This is a genomic window from Lonepinella sp. MS14436, assembly GCF_042470565.1.
Taxonomy (GTDB): Bacteria; Pseudomonadota; Gammaproteobacteria; order Enterobacterales; family Pasteurellaceae; genus Lonepinella.
Genome location: NZ_CP170385.1, coordinates 412137 through 433506, shown reverse-complemented (window position 1 = coordinate 433506; position 21370 = coordinate 412137). Strand labels below are relative to the sequence as shown.

Annotated in this window: 15 protein-coding genes and 4 tRNA genes; 5 read left to right on the top strand and 14 right to left on the bottom strand. The window is 38.9% G+C overall.

The features are described 5' to 3' along the window. Window positions 1-3: 3 nt before the first annotated feature. From O1Q81_RS02115 to araC, 4 genes are all read right to left on the bottom strand, one after another. Window positions 4-954 (bottom strand): ABC transporter permease, encoded by a 951-nt coding sequence (locus O1Q81_RS02115; RefSeq protein ID WP_386697983.1) that lies wholly within the window; start codon window positions 952-954, stop codon window positions 4-6. Then, complete coding sequence (locus O1Q81_RS02110; RefSeq protein WP_386697981.1) at window positions 938-2428, bottom strand: sugar ABC transporter ATP-binding protein; 1491 nt, start codon at window positions 2426-2428, stop codon at window positions 938-940. Before O1Q81_RS02110 ends, O1Q81_RS02115 begins: the two co-directional genes overlap by 17 nt. Window positions 2429-2487: 59 nt before the next feature. Continuing rightward, window positions 2488-3459 carry an autoinducer 2 ABC transporter substrate-binding protein gene (locus tag O1Q81_RS02105; RefSeq protein ID WP_386697979.1) on the bottom strand — a complete coding sequence of 324 codons (972 nt, stop codon included), beginning with the start codon at window positions 3457-3459 and terminating at the stop codon, window positions 2488-2490. Between the two features lie 152 nt (window positions 3460-3611). Then, window positions 3612-4457, bottom strand: a complete 846-nt coding sequence (araC, locus tag O1Q81_RS02100; RefSeq protein WP_386697977.1) for an arabinose operon transcriptional regulator AraC — start codon at window positions 4455-4457, stop codon at window positions 3612-3614. A gap of 231 nt (window positions 4458-4688) precedes the next feature. Between araC and O1Q81_RS02095 the strand changes: the two genes are divergently transcribed. Next, window positions 4689-4889 carry a hypothetical protein gene (locus O1Q81_RS02095; RefSeq protein WP_386697975.1) on the top strand — a complete coding sequence of 67 codons (201 nt, stop codon included), beginning with the start codon at window positions 4689-4691 and terminating at the stop codon, window positions 4887-4889. Between the two features lie 123 nt (window positions 4890-5012). On the opposite strand, the gene malQ is transcribed toward O1Q81_RS02095, so the two are convergent. Then, entirely contained in the window at window positions 5013-7073 is a 2061-nt protein-coding gene (gene malQ / locus O1Q81_RS02090) for a 4-alpha-glucanotransferase (RefSeq protein WP_386697973.1), read from the bottom strand. 44 nt (window positions 7074-7117) lie between these two features. Then, on the bottom strand, window positions 7118-9508 hold the full coding sequence (gene glgP / locus O1Q81_RS02085; RefSeq protein ID WP_386697971.1) for a glycogen/starch/alpha-glucan family phosphorylase: 2391 nt from the start codon (window positions 9506-9508) through the stop codon (window positions 7118-7120). A 148-nt stretch (window positions 9509-9656) separates the two neighbouring features. On the opposite strand from glgP, the gene malT reads away from it, so the two are divergent. Further along, window positions 9657-12368, top strand: coding sequence for an HTH-type transcriptional regulator MalT (malT, locus tag O1Q81_RS02080; protein ID WP_386695435.1), 2712 nt, complete (start codon window positions 9657-9659; stop codon window positions 12366-12368). Here the strand turns inward: malT and O1Q81_RS02075 are convergent. Then, on the bottom strand, window positions 12365-12493 hold the full coding sequence (locus tag O1Q81_RS02075) for a hypothetical protein (protein ID WP_386697969.1): 129 nt from the start codon (window positions 12491-12493) through the stop codon (window positions 12365-12367). The genes malT and O1Q81_RS02075 overlap by 4 nt on opposite strands. A gap of 116 nt (window positions 12494-12609) precedes the next feature. Between O1Q81_RS02075 and O1Q81_RS02070 the strand changes: the two genes are divergently transcribed. Continuing rightward, window positions 12610-13647, top strand: coding sequence for a YhcG family protein (locus O1Q81_RS02070; protein WP_386697967.1), 1038 nt, complete (start codon window positions 12610-12612; stop codon window positions 13645-13647). Between the two features lie 71 nt (window positions 13648-13718). Here the strand turns inward: O1Q81_RS02070 and adhE are convergent, their stop codons facing one another. Both adhE and O1Q81_RS02060 read right to left on the bottom strand, forming a co-directional pair. After that, window positions 13719-16334, bottom strand: a complete 2616-nt coding sequence (gene adhE, locus O1Q81_RS02065) for a bifunctional acetaldehyde-CoA/alcohol dehydrogenase (protein WP_386697966.1) — start codon at window positions 16332-16334, stop codon at window positions 13719-13721. A gap of 185 nt (window positions 16335-16519) precedes the next feature. After that, window positions 16520-17641: an MBL fold metallo-hydrolase gene (locus O1Q81_RS02060; protein WP_386697965.1), complete on the bottom strand. Its 1122-nt coding sequence runs from the start codon at window positions 17639-17641 to the stop codon at window positions 16520-16522. Window positions 17642-17815: 174 nt separating this feature from the next. Here O1Q81_RS02060 and O1Q81_RS02055 point away from each other — a divergent pair, with 174 nt between their 5' ends. After that, complete coding sequence (locus tag O1Q81_RS02055) at window positions 17816-18382, top strand: acetate uptake transporter (protein ID WP_386695428.1); 567 nt, start codon at window positions 17816-17818, stop codon at window positions 18380-18382. A 137-nt stretch (window positions 18383-18519) separates the two neighbouring features. On the opposite strand, the gene tuf is transcribed toward O1Q81_RS02055, so the two are convergent. From tuf to O1Q81_RS02030, 5 genes are all read right to left on the bottom strand, one after another. After that, complete coding sequence (gene tuf / locus O1Q81_RS02050; RefSeq protein ID WP_386688527.1) at window positions 18520-19704, bottom strand: elongation factor Tu; 1185 nt, start codon at window positions 19702-19704, stop codon at window positions 18520-18522. A 109-nt stretch (window positions 19705-19813) separates the two neighbouring features. Continuing rightward, window positions 19814-19889 (bottom strand) — tRNA-Thr (locus O1Q81_RS02045). A gap of 7 nt (window positions 19890-19896) precedes the next feature. After that, window positions 19897-19971, bottom strand: a tRNA-Gly gene (locus O1Q81_RS02040). A 42-nt stretch (window positions 19972-20013) separates the two neighbouring features. Further along, window positions 20014-20098, bottom strand: a tRNA-Tyr gene (locus tag O1Q81_RS02035). Window positions 20099-20124: 26 nt separating this feature from the next. Next, window positions 20125-20200 (bottom strand) — tRNA-Thr (locus tag O1Q81_RS02030). A gap of 218 nt (window positions 20201-20418) precedes the next feature. Between O1Q81_RS02030 and coaA the strand changes: the two genes are divergently transcribed. Next, on the top strand, window positions 20419-21363 hold the full coding sequence (gene coaA, locus O1Q81_RS02025; RefSeq protein WP_386688529.1) for a type I pantothenate kinase: 945 nt from the start codon (window positions 20419-20421) through the stop codon (window positions 21361-21363). The last annotated feature ends 7 nt before the right edge of the window (window positions 21364-21370 follow it).

Sequence of the window (21370 nt, the reverse complement as noted above, 5' to 3'; positions counted from 1 at the left end):
CCCCTAATGCTTACGATTGGCAAATGCGGTTGCACTCACGCTAGTAATAATAATCAAGCCTGTAATAATGGTTTGCCAATAGGATGAAACATTTAATAAATTCAAGCCATTTTGAATCATTGCCAATAACACTACACCCATCACAATACCCAACAATGTACCTTTTCCGCCTGACAAACTTGCTCCACCAAGCACTACTGCTGCAAGTGTAGTGAGTTCATAACCTAACAACGAATCGGGAGCGACAGATTGTACTGTATAGGATTGTACAATCCCTGCCAAACCTGACATCAATCCCATATAACCATAAACAAAAAGATGTAAGGTCAAAATATTAAAGCCCATTCGCATTGTAGATTCCTGATTTCCCCCTAGGGCATAAATTTTGCGACCAATGCTTAATTTTTGCGTAATGATACCTGTTAAACTAATCGCAATAAGCATGATAATTGCTTGAAAAGAAAGCCCATATTCCACACCATCTACGGTTGTCTGTTTAAAGAATATGATTTCTTGTTGAAACCATTGAGGAAAATCATACAGCCATACTCCTTTAGTCAGGTAAAGCAATGCACCATAGAAAATATTCAAAGTAGAAATGGTGATAATCAATGATGGTACGTTGAGCTTATTAACTAAAATAGCATTGAGAAAACCTAACAAAATTCCCACCGCACTTGATGTGATAAACATCGTGATAAAGCCCACATCATAATGCGAAATCACATTAATCATCACATATTGGGTAATAATCGTCATGGCAGGAAAGGAAATATCTATGCCACCTGAAAGCAATACCACATACAAGCCACACGCCAAAATCATTAACATCGCATAATTATTAATCAGATCGTAAATATTACCGACCGTGGCGAAGTCCGCAGTAAAAATGGTTAAAATAATAGCCAATAAAATCACCAAAAGCCCAAGAATATGATTATTTAGTCTGTTCATAAATCACCCCTTCAAGTTCTTTTTCTGTAGTTTGGGTTGAGATAAATTCGCCTACAATTTTCCCTTGTTTCATCACTAAAATTTTATGGCTGTTATAATAGGCTTCAGAGATTTCATCCGTTACGAAAATCACGGCTATGCCTTGTTTTGCCAATTTTCTAATAATGGTAAAAATGCCTTGTTTGTTGGCAATATCTACCCCAATAGTTGGTGAGTCTAAAATAATAATACGTGGTGCAATAGCAAGCCATTTGGCAATAGATACACGTTGGGCATTACCACCTGATAACGTGTTGACAGGCAAATTGGCATCTGCCACTTTGATTTTTAACTGTTCAATTAATTGCTGAATATAGGCATCAGATTTAGAGGTAGAAATGATTCCAAATTTATTGGCAATTTGATTAAATACCGTGGAAATAATGTTATTCCCAATAGATTCTTCCATCATCAAGCCAATATCCATACGATCTTCTGATACATAAGCAATACCTTGTTGAATAGCATCTCGGTTGCTGTTAAATTTAACTTGTTTGTTATCTAACCAAATTTCGCCACTGTCTGCTTGTTCAATGCCAAATAGGCTTAAACACAGTTCAGTTCTCCCTGAACCTAATAAACCTGTAATAGCAATTATTTCGCCTGCGTGTAACTGAAAATAGATATTCTGGAATTGATGAGCCTTAGTTAAGCCTTTCACGGCGAATACAGGTTGAAACAGAGAAAAATCTTTGTATGCAATTTGCTGATTTTCAATCATTAATCCTGTCATTAAAAAAGCAAGTCGTTTTTCATCCATTTCGCTAATCGGATATTTCCCCACCATATTGCCATCTTTTAGTACTAACACGTTATCGGAAACAGTCATCACTTCATTGAGCTTATGACTAATAAAAATAATGCTAATACCTTTACTCTTCAATTTCATCACTACATCTAACAAATCTCGCACTTCTTTGGCAGTCAATGATGCGGTGGGTTCATCCATAATTAATAATTTTGCATTTTGAGCTAATGCTCGACAAATCGCCACCAGTTGTTGTTTGGCGACAGGTAGATTCTCAACCAAAGCATCCACATCAATATGGGCATTTATACTATCTAAGGTCTGTGTAGCAAGCTGTTTTTGTTGTTGAGAATGTCGCCAACTGAATTGATGATAGGCGTGAATAGCGATATTTTCTGCTACCGTTAAGTTGGGGAATAAGGCAAGATCTTGATAGATAACTTGAATCCCTTTATTAATGGCATCAACAGGATTTAATTGACTGTATTGACTTGCCCCAATTTGAATCTCTGCTCCTGCATCAGGCTGATAAACCCCTGACAAAATTTTGATCAGCGTTGATTTCCCGCAGCCATTTTGCCCAGCCAAACAAAGTGCTTCACCATAATTTAATGAAAATGAAACATCATTTAATGCTTTCACACCATTAAAAGTTTTATTGATATTGTTCATTACAATAAATGCCATATTCCCCCCTGTTTGAGATTATCACCCTATCCCAAAGGATAGGGCGTTATAAAACAGACTTAATACAACTGATCAATATTCTCTTTGGTCACTTTCAAGACATTATGAAATTGGAGTAATTTTTTCTCCTGATCGACTTTGACTTTCCCTACGCTGGGAATTTCCATACCGTCAGTAATGGGTTCACCTTTAACCAATTTATTGGCAATGGTTGCCAAAGCATAACCCGAGCTAGCAGGATCATAGGTAATTCCCATAGTAATATGACCTGATTTAATTAAGGATGCTGCTTGTGAAGGAATCATCATGCCAAATACGCTAAGTTTGTCTTGTAAACGTTTTTCCTTTACAGCCAAGCCAGCACCGATTGGTCCTTGTGAACCAAAGGAAATAACGGCTTTTAAATCCTTATGAGCTTTAACTAAATCTAGGGTCGTACGGCGTGCATCATTAATATTTTCAGCGACAGGCATACGGCTCGTTACTTCGTATAAATCTGGATAATGCTCTTTTTGATATTTCACAAAAAGATCTGCCCAAAGATTATGTTGTGGTACAGTTAGACCTCCGACATAAATCACATAACCGCCTTTACCACCTAGATTTTTAGCAACTTCTTCTACATAATCTGCGGCAAATTGTTCGTTATCAATAATTTCCAAATCCCAATCTGCACTAGGTTGACCCAATGATTCATGAGTTAAAACCACTATTCCATTTTGTTTCGCTTTTTTCAATACAGGTTCTAATGCACTAGCATCATTTGGCACGATACTAATAGCATTCACTTTTTTCGCAATTAAATCTTCAATAAGTTTAACTTGTTGCGGTGCATCCGTATTTGATGGACCGACTTGATAGGCATTCACATTATTGTCTTTACCTGCTTGCACCACACCTTCACCCATTCGGTTAAACCACGGCATACCGTCAATTTTGGCTATATTGACGATATCGGTTGCCAACGCTGAACTGCAGATAAGGGAGAATAAACCTGCTAACAAGATGGGTTTAAATGTCAATTTCTTCATAAGACTTTCCTCTTTAAAATTGATGAAGTGAGTTGTTTATCCAATTAAGGATAGATTTATCTTAGGGCTTATTAAGCAAAAAGCTATGTAAATTTCCGTTATTGACATGGAATATTCTGCTACAAATCTCAAATTGAGAGATAGATCACATTTTAAAGATTTTTATTCCGTTCTAAGTGGCGAAATTGAATGGGAGAAAGTGCGGTGTGTTTTTTGAAAACTTTTGAAAAATACAAAGCATCATCATAACCAATTGATTTTGCTATGGTTGATACAGACATATTAGAGAAATAGAGTAACTTCTTGGCTTCTGTGATACGTTGCATTTCTTTATATTGAACTAAACTCACGCCCATTTGCTGCTTAAATAAATGGGATAATCTTGAAGAAGATAAATAGACTTGTTGGGCGAGGGTGTCAATCTCTAAAGGCTCGGCAAGTTGCTCATTAATAAAGGAACATACCTGCACAATACGTTGATCAAGGCTATTATTGACCTTGGTTTGTTCCGCTGAAAAACATTTAATCAGCAAATATTCCAATAAACTTTCTGTGAGTTCTTGTGAAATGGCTTGATTTTCATTTAATTCATCGGCAATTTTGCTAAAAAGCTGGCTAATTTCTTGTAAATGTTGGTTATCTTGCAGTTTAAGCTGATAAATCCCAGCCGAACTATCACGCCACTGCAGCCATTTAAGCCATTGTGGTTTCGGCGAAAAATAAATCCATTTATAATGCCAAAATTGTGATTCAGGCTGACGTTGATAATGTTGTACTGCTTGGGGCGAAAATAACAATAATTGCCCTCGTTCTACTTCAAAGATCCTTTCACCATCAAATACCATGCCTTTGCCAAAGGTAGTCAGTTGCAACATAAACCCTGTCATTCCTTCAGGACGATCAATCAAAAAATCTTGATAATTGCCCCGTTCGCTTTGGGTGATATCTGCGAGTAAAGCAGAGTTAAAAGGTTGTTTTCTTATTTTGTTGTCTTGCATTGTGAGGTACGCTATTTTGTCAAAGAATTGACTGTAGTTTAAAAGAAATTTATTTTCTAAACTATTAAAATATTCGATCATTCTTTTAGTTATTCATCTATAATCATACATAAAAGAAACATTGTTGTAATAAAGATAAAATAACTAACCCAAAAAGGTCCTCCAATACCAAAATATATCATATATGATACATAAATGAATATAAATATCAAATAAGACTAAATCTAATCTATGGAAGATCTGAACTCACAACTTGAACTCCAAATCAATGCCTTAAAAGCCTTGCAACAAAAGCTATTAGCCGATGAACAGGCTCAACGGCAACAGAGAATTTCGGGAAAAATTGAACGTATTAGTGAGTTTGGCAAATTGCTCAATAATAAACGTAAAATTGTAAATACACTCTATTTGATAGGGCATTTTTCTCGTTGACTAAATGTCCACACGCCCTTGTATTCTTTTGCTAGAAGAATTTAAAATAATAAGATCTTCACCTTAGTAGTTGGAAAAGCCAACTTTTTAGGTACAGATCGCAAAGTACGGTTTACCCCTATATTAACCTAACCGCTGCTGTTTCACCCCAATCAACAACGCCTGAATCTCCCGATCGGCAAAAATCGCATCAATATTTTTAGTTAATTTCCGCCGCCAATTAGCGTACTGCGTACTGGTGCCGGGGATATTAACAGGTTCGGTCATATCTAACCAATCTTCGGGTTGTAAACCAAATAATGCACTGCTTACCTTAGCCACATAGCGTTGTAATTGATGATTGAATGTTTTGCTTACTTGAGAATCAAGGGTTTCATCAATCCCCTGTTCAATGTCTATATCTGCTTGTTGCAAGCGTTGCAAGATTTTGCTTTTGGCTTGAATTCTCTCTTTTTGTAACACCGCCAAAATTTGTGGGTTTGGATAAACGCCAAAACGTTGTCCCAACTCAAAATCATAACCACGCCAATAACCGTTAATGGTGGGTAAATCGTGGGTACTTAGGGTTGTCATGGCTTGATAAGGATATTGTTGTAAATCTCGGCTTTGTCCTTGTTGGTCAAATTCAAAATAAAAGATTTTGTAAGAGAGAATACCTGCATTGCGTAATTTGCTGACAATTTCTTTTGGTACCGTGCCTAAATCTTCACCGATGATGGTGCATTGATGACGCTGGCTTTCAAGTGCCAGAATCGCAATTAAGTCGTCCACTGGATAACGGATATAAGCCCCGTTGACCGCACTATCCCCTTTCGGAATCCACCATAAACGCAATAAAGACATAATATGATCAAGGCGTAACGCACCGCAGTGTTGCATATTAGATCTGACTAATTCAATAAACGGACGATAGGCTTGTTGTTGCAAAATGTGTGGATTGAACGGCGTTAATCCCCAATTTTGCCCTTGCGGTCCAAGTACATCGGGTGGTGCGCCGACAGAAGCATTTAGGCAAAATAAGGTTTTATTATTCCAAGTTTCTGCCCCATTACCCGTTACGCCGACCGCTAAATCACGGTATAAACCGATTGGCATCGCTTGTGCTTTACACAAAGCATCACATTCTGCCAGTTGTTGATCAGCAATAAATTGTAACCAACTGTAAAACAAAATATCCTGTTGATGTTGCTGGCGGAATTGTTGCACGGCTGGCGAGTTAAAATCTTGATACGCTTTCGCCCAAAAATCCCAACCCCATTGTTCAGAAAAGTGCTGGCTCAAATGGGCGTGTAACGCATCAAAGGTTGCTTGTACTTGCAGACTTTCACCGCTTTTTTGTAAAAACTTGATGAAAGCAGGATTTTCTTTATCCACTTGCTGAAAAGCAAAACGCAATCCTGTTAATTTTAACGGCATAACATCCGCATAGTTAATCCAATCTGTGGCTCGAAGTGCGGTTAATTTTTGTTGAATTTCATCGGAGTTAAACCACGCTTGTGCTGCTTGGCTTTGTTGAAATTCCACTAGGCTTCCGATGTCAATATAAGCAATATTTAACCAACGGCGTGAAGATGGGCTGTAAGGACTGGCAGATTCAGGATTGGCAGGGAAGAGTGCATGAATCGGATTCAAGCCTAAAAAATCTGCTTGATAAGGCTCGAGCTGTTGGATAAATTGTTTTAGATCACCAAAATCGCCGATCCCCCAGTTGGTTGCTGATTTTAAGGTATAAAGCTGTAAAAAGGTTCCCCATAATTTTTTGTGTTCCAGCAGTTCAATCGGCTGATAACAACGTTCAGGGGCGATAATCAGCACGCATTGCCATTGTTGTTTGCCTACGGTTAATTGTAATTGATGATAGCCCAGTGGTAAATTTTGCGGTAACGGAATCGCATTGCGTTTGATTTTGCCTTGCAAAGGTTCAGTCTGATTTTCTAACCAAAGCTGCCATTTTCCCTGTATGTGTTCACGTTGATTGGTGGTATTTAATGGGAAAAAGTGCGGTGTTTTTTGGCAAAATATTTTCACCGTTGGCAACAATGAATGTTGCGAGAAATTATTTTCAAACGCTTTGAGTAACCGCTTTTTCACTTCCGTTTTAGGGGGAACTTTTAATCCCCTTTCATCAAAAAAATACGGCAAAATACCTGCTTGTTGGCATTGTTTATTCAATATTGTTGTCATCATATTCCCCTTATTTTCCCCTGCTGTAACAGGGGAAAACGTTGTTATTTCAACCAAATACGTTGTTGATAATCTCGAATGGAACGGTCAGAACTGAACATACCAAGCCGAGCCGTATTCAAAATACAACTGTGTAACCATGCTTCCCTGTCTAAATAAGCCTGTCCAATGCGTTGTTGAGCTACCATATAGCTATCAAAATCCGCCAACACTAAGAACGGATCACGTTCTATTAAGCTGTCGATCATCAATTTGAACATCGCCTTATTGCCTTGGCACACTGCCCCTTTGGTTAAAAAATCCACCGCACTTTTTAACACGGGATTTTGTTGATAATAGGCTTTCGGGTCATAACCTTGTGCCAACAGTTCGCGGACACTTTCTACCGTATGACCGAACAGGAAAATATTTTCTGCACCGACCATCTGGGCGATTTCCACATTAGCACCGTCCAATGTACCAAGGGTTAATGCCCCATTTAAGGCGAGTTTCATGTTGCCCGTCCCTGAGGCTTCTTTACCTGCCATGGAAATTTGTTCCGACACATCAGCGGCGGGAATAATTTTTTCCGCCAGACTGACGCGATAATCTGGCAAAAATGCGACCTGTAATTTATCTTTCATTTGCTTATCATGATTAATCACTTGTGCCACGTTATTAATGGCATGAATAATATTCTTCGCCAAATAATAGCCTGGTGCCGCTTTGCCTGAGAAGACAAATAAACGTGGCGTGAACGGCATATTTGGATTATCTTTAAGCTGTTGATAGGTCGCAATAATATTGAGTAAATTCAAATGTTGGCGTTTGTATTCGTGGAAACGTTTAATTTGCACATCAAAAATGGCATCTTCATTTACGCTTAAACCAAGGGTCTGTTTAATTTCCGCACTCAATATCGCTTTGTTATGTTGTTTAATTTGGCGATATTCGGTACGGAGACCACTATCTGCCACATATTTCTCAACACCCTGTAATTGTTCAAGATTTTTAGTCCAATCTGTTTGTAAAGTGCGGTCTAATAAATCACTTAATTTTGGATTAGCTTGACGAATCCAGCGGCGTGGCGTGATACCATTGGTCACATTACAGAATTTGGTTGGGAAGATTTTATGATATTCAGGGAATAAATCCGTCACCAATAAATCCGAATGAATTTGAGCCACTCCATTGACTTTAAAGCAAGTGACCACACAAAGATTTGCCATGCGAACCCGATAATCAAATAAAATCGCCAATTTTTCCCAAACTTGTGGATTTTCACCAAATTCTGACCGCACTTTTTGCTGGAATAAACGATTGATTTTATCCACAATCTGGAAATGACGTGGTAATAATTGTTTAAATAGGCGTTGATCCCATTGTTCCAAGGCTTCGGGTAATAAGGTGTGATTGGTGTAAGCAAAGGTGTTTGAACAAATTTCCCAAGCCTGATCCCAGCTTAAATTATAGTCATCTAATAACACTCGCATTAATTCTGGAATAGCCAGAGTTGGGTGGGTATCATTTAATTGAATCACTTGATATTTAGCAAAGTCTTGTAGGCGATGACCTTGTGCCAAATGACGAGCTAAAATATCCGCCACTGAACAAGCACAGTGGAAATACTGTTGCATTAAGCGGAGTTTTTGCCCTGCTTTATGGTTGTCATTCGGGTATAACACTTGGGTTAAGGCAGCCGCATTAACGATTTCTTTGTCCGCAAGCAAGAATTTACCGTCATTAAATTTCTCAAAGCTAAAGGTTTGATCGTTATCCGCTTGCCATAAACGTAAAGGCTGCACGACATCATTTTGATAACCCACCACAGGCAGATCATAGGCTTTACCTTGAATGGTCAATGCAGGTTGCCATTCGTATTTATCATCTTTAATGCACTGAATTTTGCCCCCAAATCCCACTAATTGGGTTTTGGCTGGATTGTGGCTTTGCCACGGGTAATCATTGCGTCCCCAAAAATCTGCACTTTCTTTTTGTACGCCGTTTTCAAAGGCTTGTTTGAATAAACCGTATTGGTAATGCAAACCATAGCCTGTGGCAGGTTGTCCAAGACTTGCCATAGAATCTAAGAAACAGGCAGCTAATCGACCTAAACCACCATTCCCCAATGCAGGATCACGTTCTTGTTCTAACACATCAACGATTTCTACTCCATAGTTGGCTAAATAGGCTTTGGCTTGCTGGTAATAGCCTAAATTCATCAGGTTATTGCCCGTTAATCGCCCGATAAGAAACTCCATAGAAAGATAATTGACGTGGCGAGTATCCGCCTTTTTTTGTGCTGGTTTGGCATAAGCTAAAGCAAGGCTCCCTTCGGCTAACACTTGATACCATTGGCTCAAAGAAAACTGTTCGGCACTGTCCACATCAAAATAACGGCAGTATTTTTGCACGACAGTATCAAATGATGCCTGAGTAAATTGGTTTTGTAACATAGCAACTCCATAAATTTTTATTAAATCTCTATGTTTCATTATCTTGGATCAATGTAAAAATAAATCATCCTTGCTATAATCTTCGTAGTATGACTATAAAGAAGTAGAGAAACCGTATTCTCCTACACCAACTGGATACCTTAAATATATGCTCATTCCATCAAAACTGATTTGTTCTTACCGCTTACAAAATAGCGTGATTCGAGAGCGTTTAATACAATTATTAGATAAAGCCTGTGAATATCCTTTGGTGCTGATTAATGCACCTGCGGGTTATGGTAAAACCACGTTAATTTCTCAGTGGATTAATTCACAACAACCCAAAAATGTGGGTTGGTATTCGCTAGATGAAAGTGACAATAATCCCGAACGTTTTGCCACCTATTTTTGTGCAGCTCTTAGCCAAGCGATTAATGCAGAACAGCCCATAATAGAAGATGGGCAATTCAATCATCAAGCCAGTTTATTTACCTTATTCGATCAGCTGTTAATTAAGATTGCTGGCTTAAAAGGGCATTTCTATTTGATTATAGATGACTATCATTTAATTGAAAATGAAGATATTCACGAAGCATTAAAATATTGGATTCGTCATCAGTCCGATAATATGACATTGATTTTGCTTTCTCGCTCCGTGCCACCGTTAGGCATTGCCAATTTGAGAGTGCAAGAACAATTATTAGAAATTGATGCGGGTCAATTACCTTTTAATCATCAAGAAAGTATTGCTTTTTTCCAATCTCGTCTTGATGCAGAATTAATTGAACCAGAAATCACCGCACTTTGCGATGAAGTAGAAGGTTGGCCGACCGCCTTACAATTAATTAGCCTATCCGTTAAGCAACAAAACACCTCATTACAGGACGCTGCCAAACGGTTAGCCAAGTTAAATAATTCCCATATCAATGAATATTTAAATGATGAAGTGCTAAATAAGCTCGATCAGACAGCTCGCAAATTTTTGCTCCAATGTTCCGTGCTGCGTTCCATGAATGAAGCATTAGTACAACATTTAACGGGTGTAACCAATAGCCGCAAATCCTTAGAAGAGTTAGAAAAACAAGGTTTATTCTTACATCAAATGGATTCCGAAGATAACTGGTGGCGTTTTCACCCTTTATTTGCCACGTTTTTATGGCAATGTTGCCAAACCGAATTAGGCGAAGAATTGCAAGATCTTCATCAACGGGCAGCAGAAGCATGGTTAAAATTGGGTTATATCACCGAAGCCTTATATCATGCGATGCAATTAGAAAATCGTTCAATTTTATTATCCATTCTAAATCAACATGCTTGGGATTTATTTCATCATGGCGAACTGCAATTATTGGAAGAAAGTTTACAATGCCTAAATGAAGACGAATTTATGCAACAGCCAAATTTAGTCTTACTCAAGGCATGGCTGGCTCAAAGTCAACATCGACATAATGAAGTAATCGGTATTTTTAGCCAATTTAAACAAGCATTACAGCAAAATAACATTCAATTAAGCAAAGAAAATCAGGCGGAATTTGATGTATTATTGGCACAGGTTGCCATTAATGACGGCAATGAAGATACGGCGTTATCCCTTGCATCAAAAGCACAAGCCGATTTACCCGAAAACGCCTATTATGCACAAATTGTAGCCAATTCTATTATCGGTGAAGCACATCATTGTTATGGTAATCTGGAGCAAGCCTTAAAAATCCAACAACACACTGAAAAAATGGCACGTCATCACCATACTTATCATCATATTTTATGGTCGCTGTTACAACAATCAGAAATTTTAATGGCACAGGGCTTTTTGCAAGCCGCCTATGATATGTTGGATAAAGCCACCCTGTTTGTGAAAGAAAATCATCTACAAAAGATTCCCATGTATGAGTTTTTGCTCCGCTTAAAAGGGCGTATCTTGTGGGAATGGTACAATCTTGATAAAGCTGAAGCCATGGCAAATGCGGGCATTCAAATTCTAAATAAAGCCTCTGATAAATTACAATGTGTGACGCTATTAAGCAAAATTTCGCTGGTGCGTGGTGATTTAGATAACGCTGATCGGTTGATTAAAGGCTTAGATATTTTACAAGGTATGCACGATTATCATGATGACTGGTTAGCCAATGCTGATTCTGCCAAAGTATTGTTATATCAAATGAATAATAATCTTGAAGCCATGCAGAACTGGTTAATTCAAAGTAAACAACCCCACACCGATCGCAATCATTTTAGCCAAGAGCAATGGCGAAGTATTGCCCGAGCGTACATTGCACTAGGTGAATTTAGCCAAGCGAAACAGATTTTAGATCGCATCATTGCAACCGCCCAGCAACTCAATTTAACCAGTGATTTAAATCGAGCATTAATATTGCGTAACCGTCTGTATTTCTTACAAAATGAGAAAAATCTGGCTCAAACAGATTTGCTTGAAGCACTTCGCTTAACCAAACAAACGAATTTTATCAGTGCGTTTGTGCTTGAAGGCGATATTATGGCACAACAAATTCGTCAACTCTTGCAATTAAGCAATGTATTAGACGAATTTACCCAACATAAAGCCCAATTTATTTTACGCAGTATCAATCAGCACTATCGGCATAAATTTGCCCATTTTGATGAGCAATTTGTAGAACGTTTATTGAAAAATCCTGAAGTCCCTGAATTGCTTAAAATCAGCCCACTAACCCAGCGAGAATGGCAAGTATTAGGGCTGATTTATTCAGGTTATAACAATGAACATATTGCAGAAGAATTGCAAGTTGCGATTACCACCACCAAAACCCATATCCGCAATCTATACCAAAAAATCGGCGTAGCAAATCGCACCGAAGCCATTGATTATACTAAGGAACTGTTGAGATTGATGGGGTATAGTTAGGATAAAAATAAGTTAGAAAATACCGCACCTTTGCTTAATCCCGCAAAGTGCGGTGATTTTTCAGCCTGTTTTTTCAGGCAGCCTGAAAAATACAACTGTTTCGCTGCCCAACTGCATATAATCATACACGAAAATATCCTCCGTTCACCGTATATACGAGCGGTAACAAATTGACTTTGTTAAATTATTACCTCTATAATGTTCACAATATAATCCTTTTTAGTCATACCACCAAGATAATATGAATACACAAGACCACCCCCTACCAAGTGATTACACTCAATGGCTTTCCCAAATTAAACAACAAGTAAGCCATGCACGGCAACGAGCAGTGTTAGCGGTGAATACCGAGTTGGTTTGCCTGTATTGGCAGATTGGGCAAGAAATTTTGCAACGTCAGGCACAGCAAGGTTGGGGCAGCAAAGTCATTGACCGCTTGGGGCGTGATTTACGAGAAGCCTTTCCTGATATGAAAGGGTTTTCTCTGCGTAATCTTAAATATATGCGAACGTTTGCCGAGACATGGACGGATTTTGAATTTGTGCAACAGGCTGTTGCACGATTACCTTGGGGGCATAATGTCTTAATTATCAATAAATTGAAGTCGGTTGATGAACGTTTGTTTTATGTGCAAAAAGCATTGAGCGAAAATTGGTCTCGCACCACCTTAGAAGTGCAAGTTAAAAATAAATTGTATGCACGCCAAGGCAAGGCAGTAACGAATTTCAATCAGCGATTACCAGACACTTATGCGAATTTAGCCCAAGAAAGCTTAAAAGATCCTTATTTATTTGACTTTTTAGGCTTGGGAGAAGATGCCCAAGAGCGAGATATTGAAGATGCCTTAGTGCGTCATGTTACTCGCTTTTTGCTTGAACTTGGCAGCGGATTTGCCTATATCGGGCGACAATACCGCTTGGAAGTTAATGGTGATGAGTTTTTTATTGATTTATTGTTTTATCATACACGCTTAAAAAGCTATGTGGTGGTAGAACTCAAAGCCACTGCATTTAAACCCGAACACGCAGGGCAATTAAATTTTTATTTGGCTGCAGTAGATGCTCAAATTAAGGCGGACGATGATAATCCAACCATTGGTTTATTGCTGTGTCGTACCCAAAATCGCTTAGTAGCAGAATATGCGTTGTCAGGTATTGATAAACCGATAGGCGTGGCGGAATATGCCTTAGTGCGGAATTTACCGGAAGATCTGCAAAGCAGTTTACCCACTGTGGGGCAATTGGAAGCGGAGTTGGGGGATTTTAGAAATGGTGAATAAAAAACACCGCACTTTTGGATTGTTTATCTAATCCGACAAAGTGCGGTGTATTTTTTATAAATTTTTAGAAATTACTTCTCATCACCATAATAGGCTTTGGTCATAATTTCTTCCATATCTTCCACCATGGCTAAACGTGGGTTAGCTGGGGTGCATTGATCTTCATAAGCGTGTAATGCCAATTCACGGCGAGCGGCTAAGAACGCTTGTTCATCTACGCCCTGATCACGCAACGACATTTTTATTCCGCAACGAATCGCTAAATCATGAACTGCTTTCGCATAAGATTCAACACCTTGCTCTGGGGTAGAGGCTGGTAAACCTAAGATTTTTGCGATGTCTTGATAGCGTTTATCCGCAATGTAGCTGGTGTATTTTGGCCAAGTTGCCACTTTGGTTGGGCGAGTACCATTATAGCGAATAACATGTGGTAACAAGATTGCATTTGTACGACCATGAATGGTATGGAATTTACCGCCGATTTTGTGTGCCATGGAGTGACTGATACCTAAGAATGCGTTAGCGAATGCCATACCCGCCATGGTTGAAGCGTTGTGCATTTTTTCGCGTGCCACTTCGTCAAATTCTTTCACGGATTTTTCAAGGTTTTCAAATACCAATTTGATGGCTTGCAAGGCTAAACCGTCAGTAAAATCATTGGCTAAGATAGAAACGTAGGCTTCGGTGGCGTGGGTTAATACGTCTAAGCCTGTGTCCGCTGCAACGTGAGAAGGCACTGACATGACTAATGCTGGGTCAACAATGGCAATGGTTGGGGTTAATGAGTAATCCGCTAATGGGTATTTAATATCACCATCGGTGATCACCGCAAATGGGGTAACTTCAGAGCCTGTGCCTGATGTGGTTGGAATACCGACAAATTTCGCTTTACGCCCTAATTGTGGGAATTTGAACGCACGTTTACGAATATCCATGAATTTTTGTACGAGATCACGGAAATCCACTTCTGGTTGTTCATAGAATAACCACATTACTTTCGCTGCGTCCATCGGAGAACCACCACCCAAGGCGATGATAGTATCTGGTTGGAAACTCCGCATTAAGTCTGTACCACGGCGGACGGTTTCAATGCTTGGGTTTGGCTCGACATCACAGAATAATTGATAAGTGACTTTATTACGGCGTTGACGGAGTTGATCGGTAATGCGATCGACAAAGCCTAAATCCACCATTGAACGGTCAGTGATAATCATCACTTTTTCCGCATCTTTCATTGATTTTAAGTATTGAATTGAATCACGTTCAAAGTAAATTTTTGATGGAACTTTAAACCATTGCATATTATTTCTCCGTCTGCCCACACGTTTAATATTAATTAAATTCACCGCACTTACGTTGTTACCGACGGAGTTTTTACCGTACGAACCACAGCCGAGTGTTAAAGATGGTAAGAAAGAGTTATACACATCACCGATACCACCAAAGGTTGATGGTGAGTTCCAAATGACACGAATGGTTTTCACTCGTTCACCGAATGTTTTGGCTAAATCAGCGTTTTTAGTGTGAATCGCTGCTGAGTGACCTAAACCGTGGAAATTCACCATAGCTTCTGAAAGGGCTAAACCTTCTTCAGTAGAATTTGCTTTTAATAACGCTAACACAGGTGATAATTTTTCACGGGTTAATGGTTCTTTTTCACCGACTAATTTACATTCGGCTAATAAAATATTGGTTTTTGGTGGAACGGTAAAACCTGCTTGTTCCGCAATCCAAGCAGCAGGTTTTCCTACCACATTTGGATTTAATTTTGCACCTGCACAGTTCGCACCGTTGGCTTTTACACCGAAAATAAATTCTTCTAATAAGGCTTTTTCTTTTTTGTTGACCAAATAAACGCCATAGGATTTCATTTCTTTGACAAAGGCATCATAAATTTCTGCATCCACAATAGCCGCCTGCTCTGATGCACAAATCATACCGTTATCAAAGGATTTTGACATCACAATGTCATGCACTGCTTGTTCAAGATTGGCTGATTTTTCTACATAAGCTGGCACATTACCTGCCCCTACGCCCAATGCTGGTTTACCACAAGAATAAGCGGCTTCCACCATAGCATTACCACCTGTAGCAAGAATCGTCGCAATACCAGGGTGTTTCATTAAGGCTGAAGTGCCTTCCATTGATGGTTTGCTAATCCATTGCACACAGTCTTTTGGTGCCCCTGCTGCTACGGCAGCATCATACACGACTTGAGCCGCATGAGCGGAAGATTGTTGAGCAGATGGGTGGAATGCAAATACAATTGGATTACGGGTTTTTAACGCAATTAAGGCTTTAAAAATGGTCGTTGATGTTGGGTTGGTGGTTGGCGTGATACCACAGATCACACCGACAGGATCAGCAATTTCGGTAATGCCCGTCACGTCATCTTCACTAATTATGCCAGCGGTTTTCAGATGACGCATATTATTCACGACATACTCACAGGCAAACAAGTTTTTGGTGGCTTTATCTTCAAACACACCACGCCCTGTTTCTTCATAAGCGTGCATGGCTAATATGCCGTGCTTATCTAATGCCGCCACTGATGCTTTGGCAACGATATAATCCACTTGTTCTTGGTCCAGCTTGCGAAATTCTTCCAACGCCACTAAACCTTTTTCAACCAGTGCATTTACTTCTGCTTGGGCTGGGCTAACTGCATTTTCAACAGCATTACTCATAATGATTTCTCCTAAAAGTTGTAAAATATTATCACTGGAGTGAATTATAACATTTTGGAGTAATCTGGGCATCAATTTACCTAAAAACAGTTATAAAATCTGACATAGATCAAATATTCACGCAAAAAAATAACAGATAGCCAATTAATTTTTAACCATTTTTTAACATTTTCTACTTAACCAAATTATTTTACCCCTGACCACCAATCTTCCTGTGGCAATTTATTCAATGTAAAAGTTTGCCCTATTTTGGGCGTAACCGTTTGGAAATCCTGTTTCTCAGCAGCTTTTAAAAAACGTTGAATAGGATCACGCCAATTATGGTTAGCTAAATCAAATTTTGCCCAATGAATCGGCAAAACAGCTTTTGCTTTTAAATCTACTGTGGCTTGTACTGATTGTTCTGGAGTCATGTGAATCAAAGACCAATGAGCATCATAAGCTCCATTTTCCATTAAAGCGATGTCAAACGGACCATATTTTTCACCCAGCAATTTATAGTGTTGACCATATCCCCCATCACCATTAAAAAAGACTGTTAATAACGGTGATTTAATCACCCAACTTCCCCACAATGTAGTATTTCGGTTGGTTAGCCCTCGCCCACTAAAATGGCGAGATGGCGTTAAAGTAAAATGGAGTTGACCCAGTTGAGCCTGTTCATACCAATCTAACTCAGTAATTTTTTCATCTGGTACACCCCAGCGTTGTAAATGTCCTTTCACACCTAGTGGCACATAAAAATGCGTTGTTTTTTGGTTAATTTCTTGAATAGCTTGATAATCAAGATGATCATAGTGATCGTGAGAAATTATTACTGCATCAATGGCTGGTAAATCTGCCACACTTGGAGTATGAGTCATGGCAAAAGGTTTACCGCCAAAAAAGATTGGAGAAGCACGATGAAATACAGGATCGGTGATTAAGATCTTGTCATTAAGCTTAAATAATACCGTGGAATGTCCAAGCCACGTAAAACTACCATTTTCTATCTGAGTAATATCTAATTTTAGGCTCGGTAAAGGTTCACTAGGCTGCTTTCCAGCAGGGGGAAAGGCAATTTCAAAAATACGTTTTAACCATGAAGTATCTTCACCATCAGCCGTTTTCTGAAAACCGATTGGCGTAGGTTCTAAATTAACAAAAGTCTTACCGTTAAAGTTTGGCGATTTATTAATTTTTGCCTTACTCTGTTCATCGGGAGAGCCACCAAAAGTCGGATGCAAGTTAGTGCAAGCTACTGCACTTAATAATAAGCCAACAAGTAAAGCAACTATTTTTTTAAAACATTGGAATAATTTTCTCATTAATTATTTGCCTAAATCACATAAAAATAAAAAACAATCTAAATCTTAACATAATTCTCCATATTGATTAAAAAATAATAAATATTTAACCATAGCCCCTTTATTTATACATAAAATCAGACATACTAACGTGCTTTTTTGGTCCTTATTTATTCACTCTTTAAAGGAAAATTTATGTCAACAGTAAAAGACGGTTTAGCAAACCCAGCACCACTTGGTTTATGTGGTTTTGCTTTAACTACTTGGTTATTATGTTTAATTAATGCAGGCGTGTTTGATACCAAAAGTATCGGTTTAGTGGTGGCTATGGCGTTTGCTTTTGGCGGTACAGCACAGATGATCGCGGGTATGTTTGAATACAAAAAAGGTAACACCTTTGGTTTCACTGCTTTTATTAGTTATGGTGCATTCTGGTGGTCATGGGCGTTATTCGTAACATTCTTCAAAGGCGAAACACCTGCAACATTCGTGGCATGGTATTTAGGAGCTTGGGGAACATTTACCTTAATGATGTTTTTAGGCACACTGGCGAAAGCTAAAGCCCTGAGAGCAATTTTCTTCTTTTTAACCTTAACGTTCTATGCGTTAGCTATCGGCGATGCAACAGGTAATCACAGTATTGTCAATGTAGGCGGTTATTTAGGTTTAATCACCGCACTTTGTGCATTCTATTTGGCTGCGGCAGATATTATTAATGATAGTTTTGGTCGTGAGATTTTACCAGTGGGGCAACCGAAATAGTTAATCTATTGATATATTTGGGAGAAAGTGCGGTATTTTTTACCGCACTTTTTTATTATAGCTAGATAAACCCTAGCTATAATAAAAAGGGGCGTATTCAATAATACGCCCCTAAACTATGTTAGCTAAATCGTTAATTATTTAACAATTTTAGCCACAACGCCAGCACCTACTGTACGTCCGCCTTCACGAATCGCAAAGCGTAAACCTTGGTCCATTGCGATTGGGTGGATTAGGCTTACTGACATTTTGATGTTGTCGCCTGGCATTACCATTTCTACGCCTTCTGGTAATTCAATCGTACCTGTTACGTCAGTTGTACGGAAGTAGAATTGTGGACGGTAGCCTTTGAAGAATGGAGTATGACGTCCACCTTCTTCTTTTGATAAGACGTAAACTTCTGATTCGAAGTCAGTGTGTGGGGTGATTGAACCTGGTTTCGCTAATACTTGACCACGTTCGATTTCTTCACGTTTTGTACCACGTAATAATGCACCGATGTTTTCACCTGCACGACCTTCGTCAAGTAATTTACGGAACATTTCTACACCTGTTACCGTGGTTTTCGCTGTATCTTTGATACCTACGATTTCTACTTCATCACCTGTACGGATAATTCCACGTTCTACACGACCTGTTACTACTGTACCACGACCAGAGATTGAGAATACGTCTTCGATTGGTAATAAGAACGGTTGGTCAATCGCACGCTCAGGTTCTGGAATGTAAGTATCTAAGTGGTTGGCTAACTCAAGAATTTTTTCTTCCCATGCTGCATCACCTTCTAACGCTTTTAATGCTGAACCACGTACGATTGGTGTATCGTCACCTGGGAAATCGTATTGTGAAAGTAATTCACGAACTTCCATTTCCACTAATTCTAATAACTCTTCGTCATCTACCATATCGCATTTGTTTAAGAATACGATGATGTATGGTACACCTACTTGGCGACCTAATAAGATGTGTTCACGAGTTTGTGGCATTGGACCATCTGTTGCTGCTACTACTAAGATAGCTCCGTCCATTTGTGCCGCACCTGTAATCATGTTTTTTACATAGTCGGCGTGTCCCGGACAGTCAACGTGTGCGTAGTGACGAGTTGGGGTATCGTATTCAACGTGTGAGGTGTTGATAGTAATACCACGTGCTTTTTCTTCTGGTGCATTGTCGATTTGGTCAAATGCACGTGCTGCACCACCGTAGTGTTTTGCTAATACGGTTGTGATGGCTGCTGTTAAAGTTGTTTTACCATGGTCAACGTGGCCGATTGTACCCACGTTAACGTGCGGTTTTGTACGTTCAAATTTTTCTTTAGACATTTTAATAAGTCCCTCTAAAAAACACGGTTATCGATGGTACAATAACACCACATTAACCTAATGTAACTAATTTCTATGGTTTATAAAGGATAGATTTGAAATTAAGAAGTGGTGCTGATAGGCGGATTTGAACCGCCGACCTCACCCTTACCAAGGGTGCGCTCTACCAACTGAGCTATATCAGCGCTTACTTGGAGCGGGCAGCGGGAATCGAACCCGCATCTCTAGCTTGGAAGGCTAGGGTAATAGCCATTATACGATGCCCGCAGTCCTAAATTCATCTGTCCATCAAACAAATTCATTGATAAGTGGTGGAGGGAGAAGGATTCGAACCTTCGAAGGCTGAGCCAACAGATTTACAGTCTGCCCCCTTTGGCCGCTCGGGAACCCCTCCACTAATGAATGGCTTGATTATGAAAATGGTGCCGACTATCGGAATCGAACTGATGACCTACTGATTACAAGTCAGTTGCTCTACCTACTGAGCTAAGTCGGCTTCATAAGCAAGTGAGGCGTATTATAGGGGAATTTTACGCCCTGACAAGTATTTTTTAATAAAAAAAGAAAATTTTCCTATTATTCGACTAATAAACAAGCAGAATTTCACCATTTTGTTTTAAATCTTAACTTTCTTCTAAAAACTTGTGCCACTTTGCTGAAGATTAAGGTATATTTTACATACTGACTTTAAACCTATAAAACGAAGATATTATTGTGACTAACGTTACTCATTCTATAGCTGAAACACTTAGCCCTTTTTTAACTTTTCAACGTGAGCAATGGTCTGAATTAAGAAAATCTGTACCATTGAAATTAACGGAACAAGATCTAAAACCCTTATTAGGCTTTAATGAAGAACTATCCTTAGATGAAGTCAGCACCATTTACTTACCCTTAGTTCGTTTACTTAATTATTATATTGAAGAAAATTTACGCCGCCAAACCGTATTAAATCGCTTCTTAGGCGGGCAAAATCCTAAAGTACCTTATATTATCAGCATTGCAGGAAGTGTTGCGGTTGGCAAAAGCACCTCAGCTCGAATTATTCAGTCCTTATTAAGTCATTGGCCTCAAGAGCGAAAAGTAGATCTTATTACTACAGATGGCTTTCTATACCCGCTTGATATTTTACAAGAAAAAAACCTATTACATAAAAAAGGCTTTCCCATTTCCTACGACACCCCAAAACTACTGCAATTCTTAGCGGATATTAAATCAGGCAAAGCAAATGTCAAAGCACCAATTTATTCTCATTTAACTTACGATATTATTGCCGACCAGTTTGATCTGGTCAATCAGCCTGATATTCTTATCTTAGAGGGGTTAAATGTCCTACAAATTAGTAATAAAGCCGAAACTTTCGTATCTGATTTCGTGGATTTTTCTATTTATGTCGATGCGGAAGAGGAACGCCTAAAAGAATGGTATATTCATCGTTTCCTAAAACTCCGTCAAAGTGCGTTTAATAATCCAAATTCCTACTTTAAACATTATGCCAACTTGTCCGAACAAGAAGCCATTCAAACGGCGAGTAGTATTTGGGATAATATTAATGGGTTAAATTTAAAAGAAAATATATTACCCACCAGAGAACGAGCCAATCTTATCCTGAAAAAAGGGGCGGATCATGCGGTGGAATTAGTCAAATTAAGAAAATAACGCAAAA

Bases quoted from the DNA above. Each gene is read 5' to 3' on its own strand.
- O1Q81_RS02115 (WP_386697983.1), bottom strand. From the start codon at position 954: ATGAACAGACTAAATAATCATATTCTTGGGCTTTTGGTGATTTTATTG.
- O1Q81_RS02110 (WP_386697981.1), bottom strand. From the start codon at position 2,428: ATGGCATTTATTGTAATGAACAATATCAATAAAACTTTTAATGGTGTG.
- O1Q81_RS02105 (WP_386697979.1), bottom strand. From the start codon at position 3,459: ATGAAGAAATTGACATTTAAACCCATCTTGTTAGCAGGTTTATTCTCC.
- araC (WP_386697977.1), bottom strand. From the start codon at position 4,457: ATGCAAGACAACAAAATAAGAAAACAACCTTTTAACTCTGCTTTACTC.
- O1Q81_RS02095 (WP_386697975.1), top strand. From the start codon at position 4,689: ATGGAAGATCTGAACTCACAACTTGAACTCCAAATCAATGCCTTAAAA.
- malQ (WP_386697973.1), bottom strand. From the start codon at position 7,073: ATGACAACAATATTGAATAAACAATGCCAACAAGCAGGTATTTTGCCG.
- glgP (WP_386697971.1), bottom strand. From the start codon at position 9,508: ATGTTACAAAACCAATTTACTCAGGCATCATTTGATACTGTCGTGCAA.
- malT (WP_386695435.1), top strand. From the start codon at position 9,657: ATGCTCATTCCATCAAAACTGATTTGTTCTTACCGCTTACAAAATAGC.
- O1Q81_RS02075 (WP_386697969.1), bottom strand. From the start codon at position 12,493: ATGATTATATGCAGTTGGGCAGCGAAACAGTTGTATTTTTCAGGCTGC.
- O1Q81_RS02070 (WP_386697967.1), top strand. From the start codon at position 12,610: ATGAATACACAAGACCACCCCCTACCAAGTGATTACACTCAATGGCTT.
- adhE (WP_386697966.1), bottom strand. From the start codon at position 16,334: ATGAGTAATGCTGTTGAAAATGCAGTTAGCCCAGCCCAAGCAGAAGTA.
- O1Q81_RS02060 (WP_386697965.1), bottom strand. From the start codon at position 17,641: ATGAGAAAATTATTCCAATGTTTTAAAAAAATAGTTGCTTTACTTGTT.
- O1Q81_RS02055 (WP_386695428.1), top strand. From the start codon at position 17,816: ATGTCAACAGTAAAAGACGGTTTAGCAAACCCAGCACCACTTGGTTTA.
- tuf (WP_386688527.1), bottom strand. From the start codon at position 19,704: ATGTCTAAAGAAAAATTTGAACGTACAAAACCGCACGTTAACGTGGGT.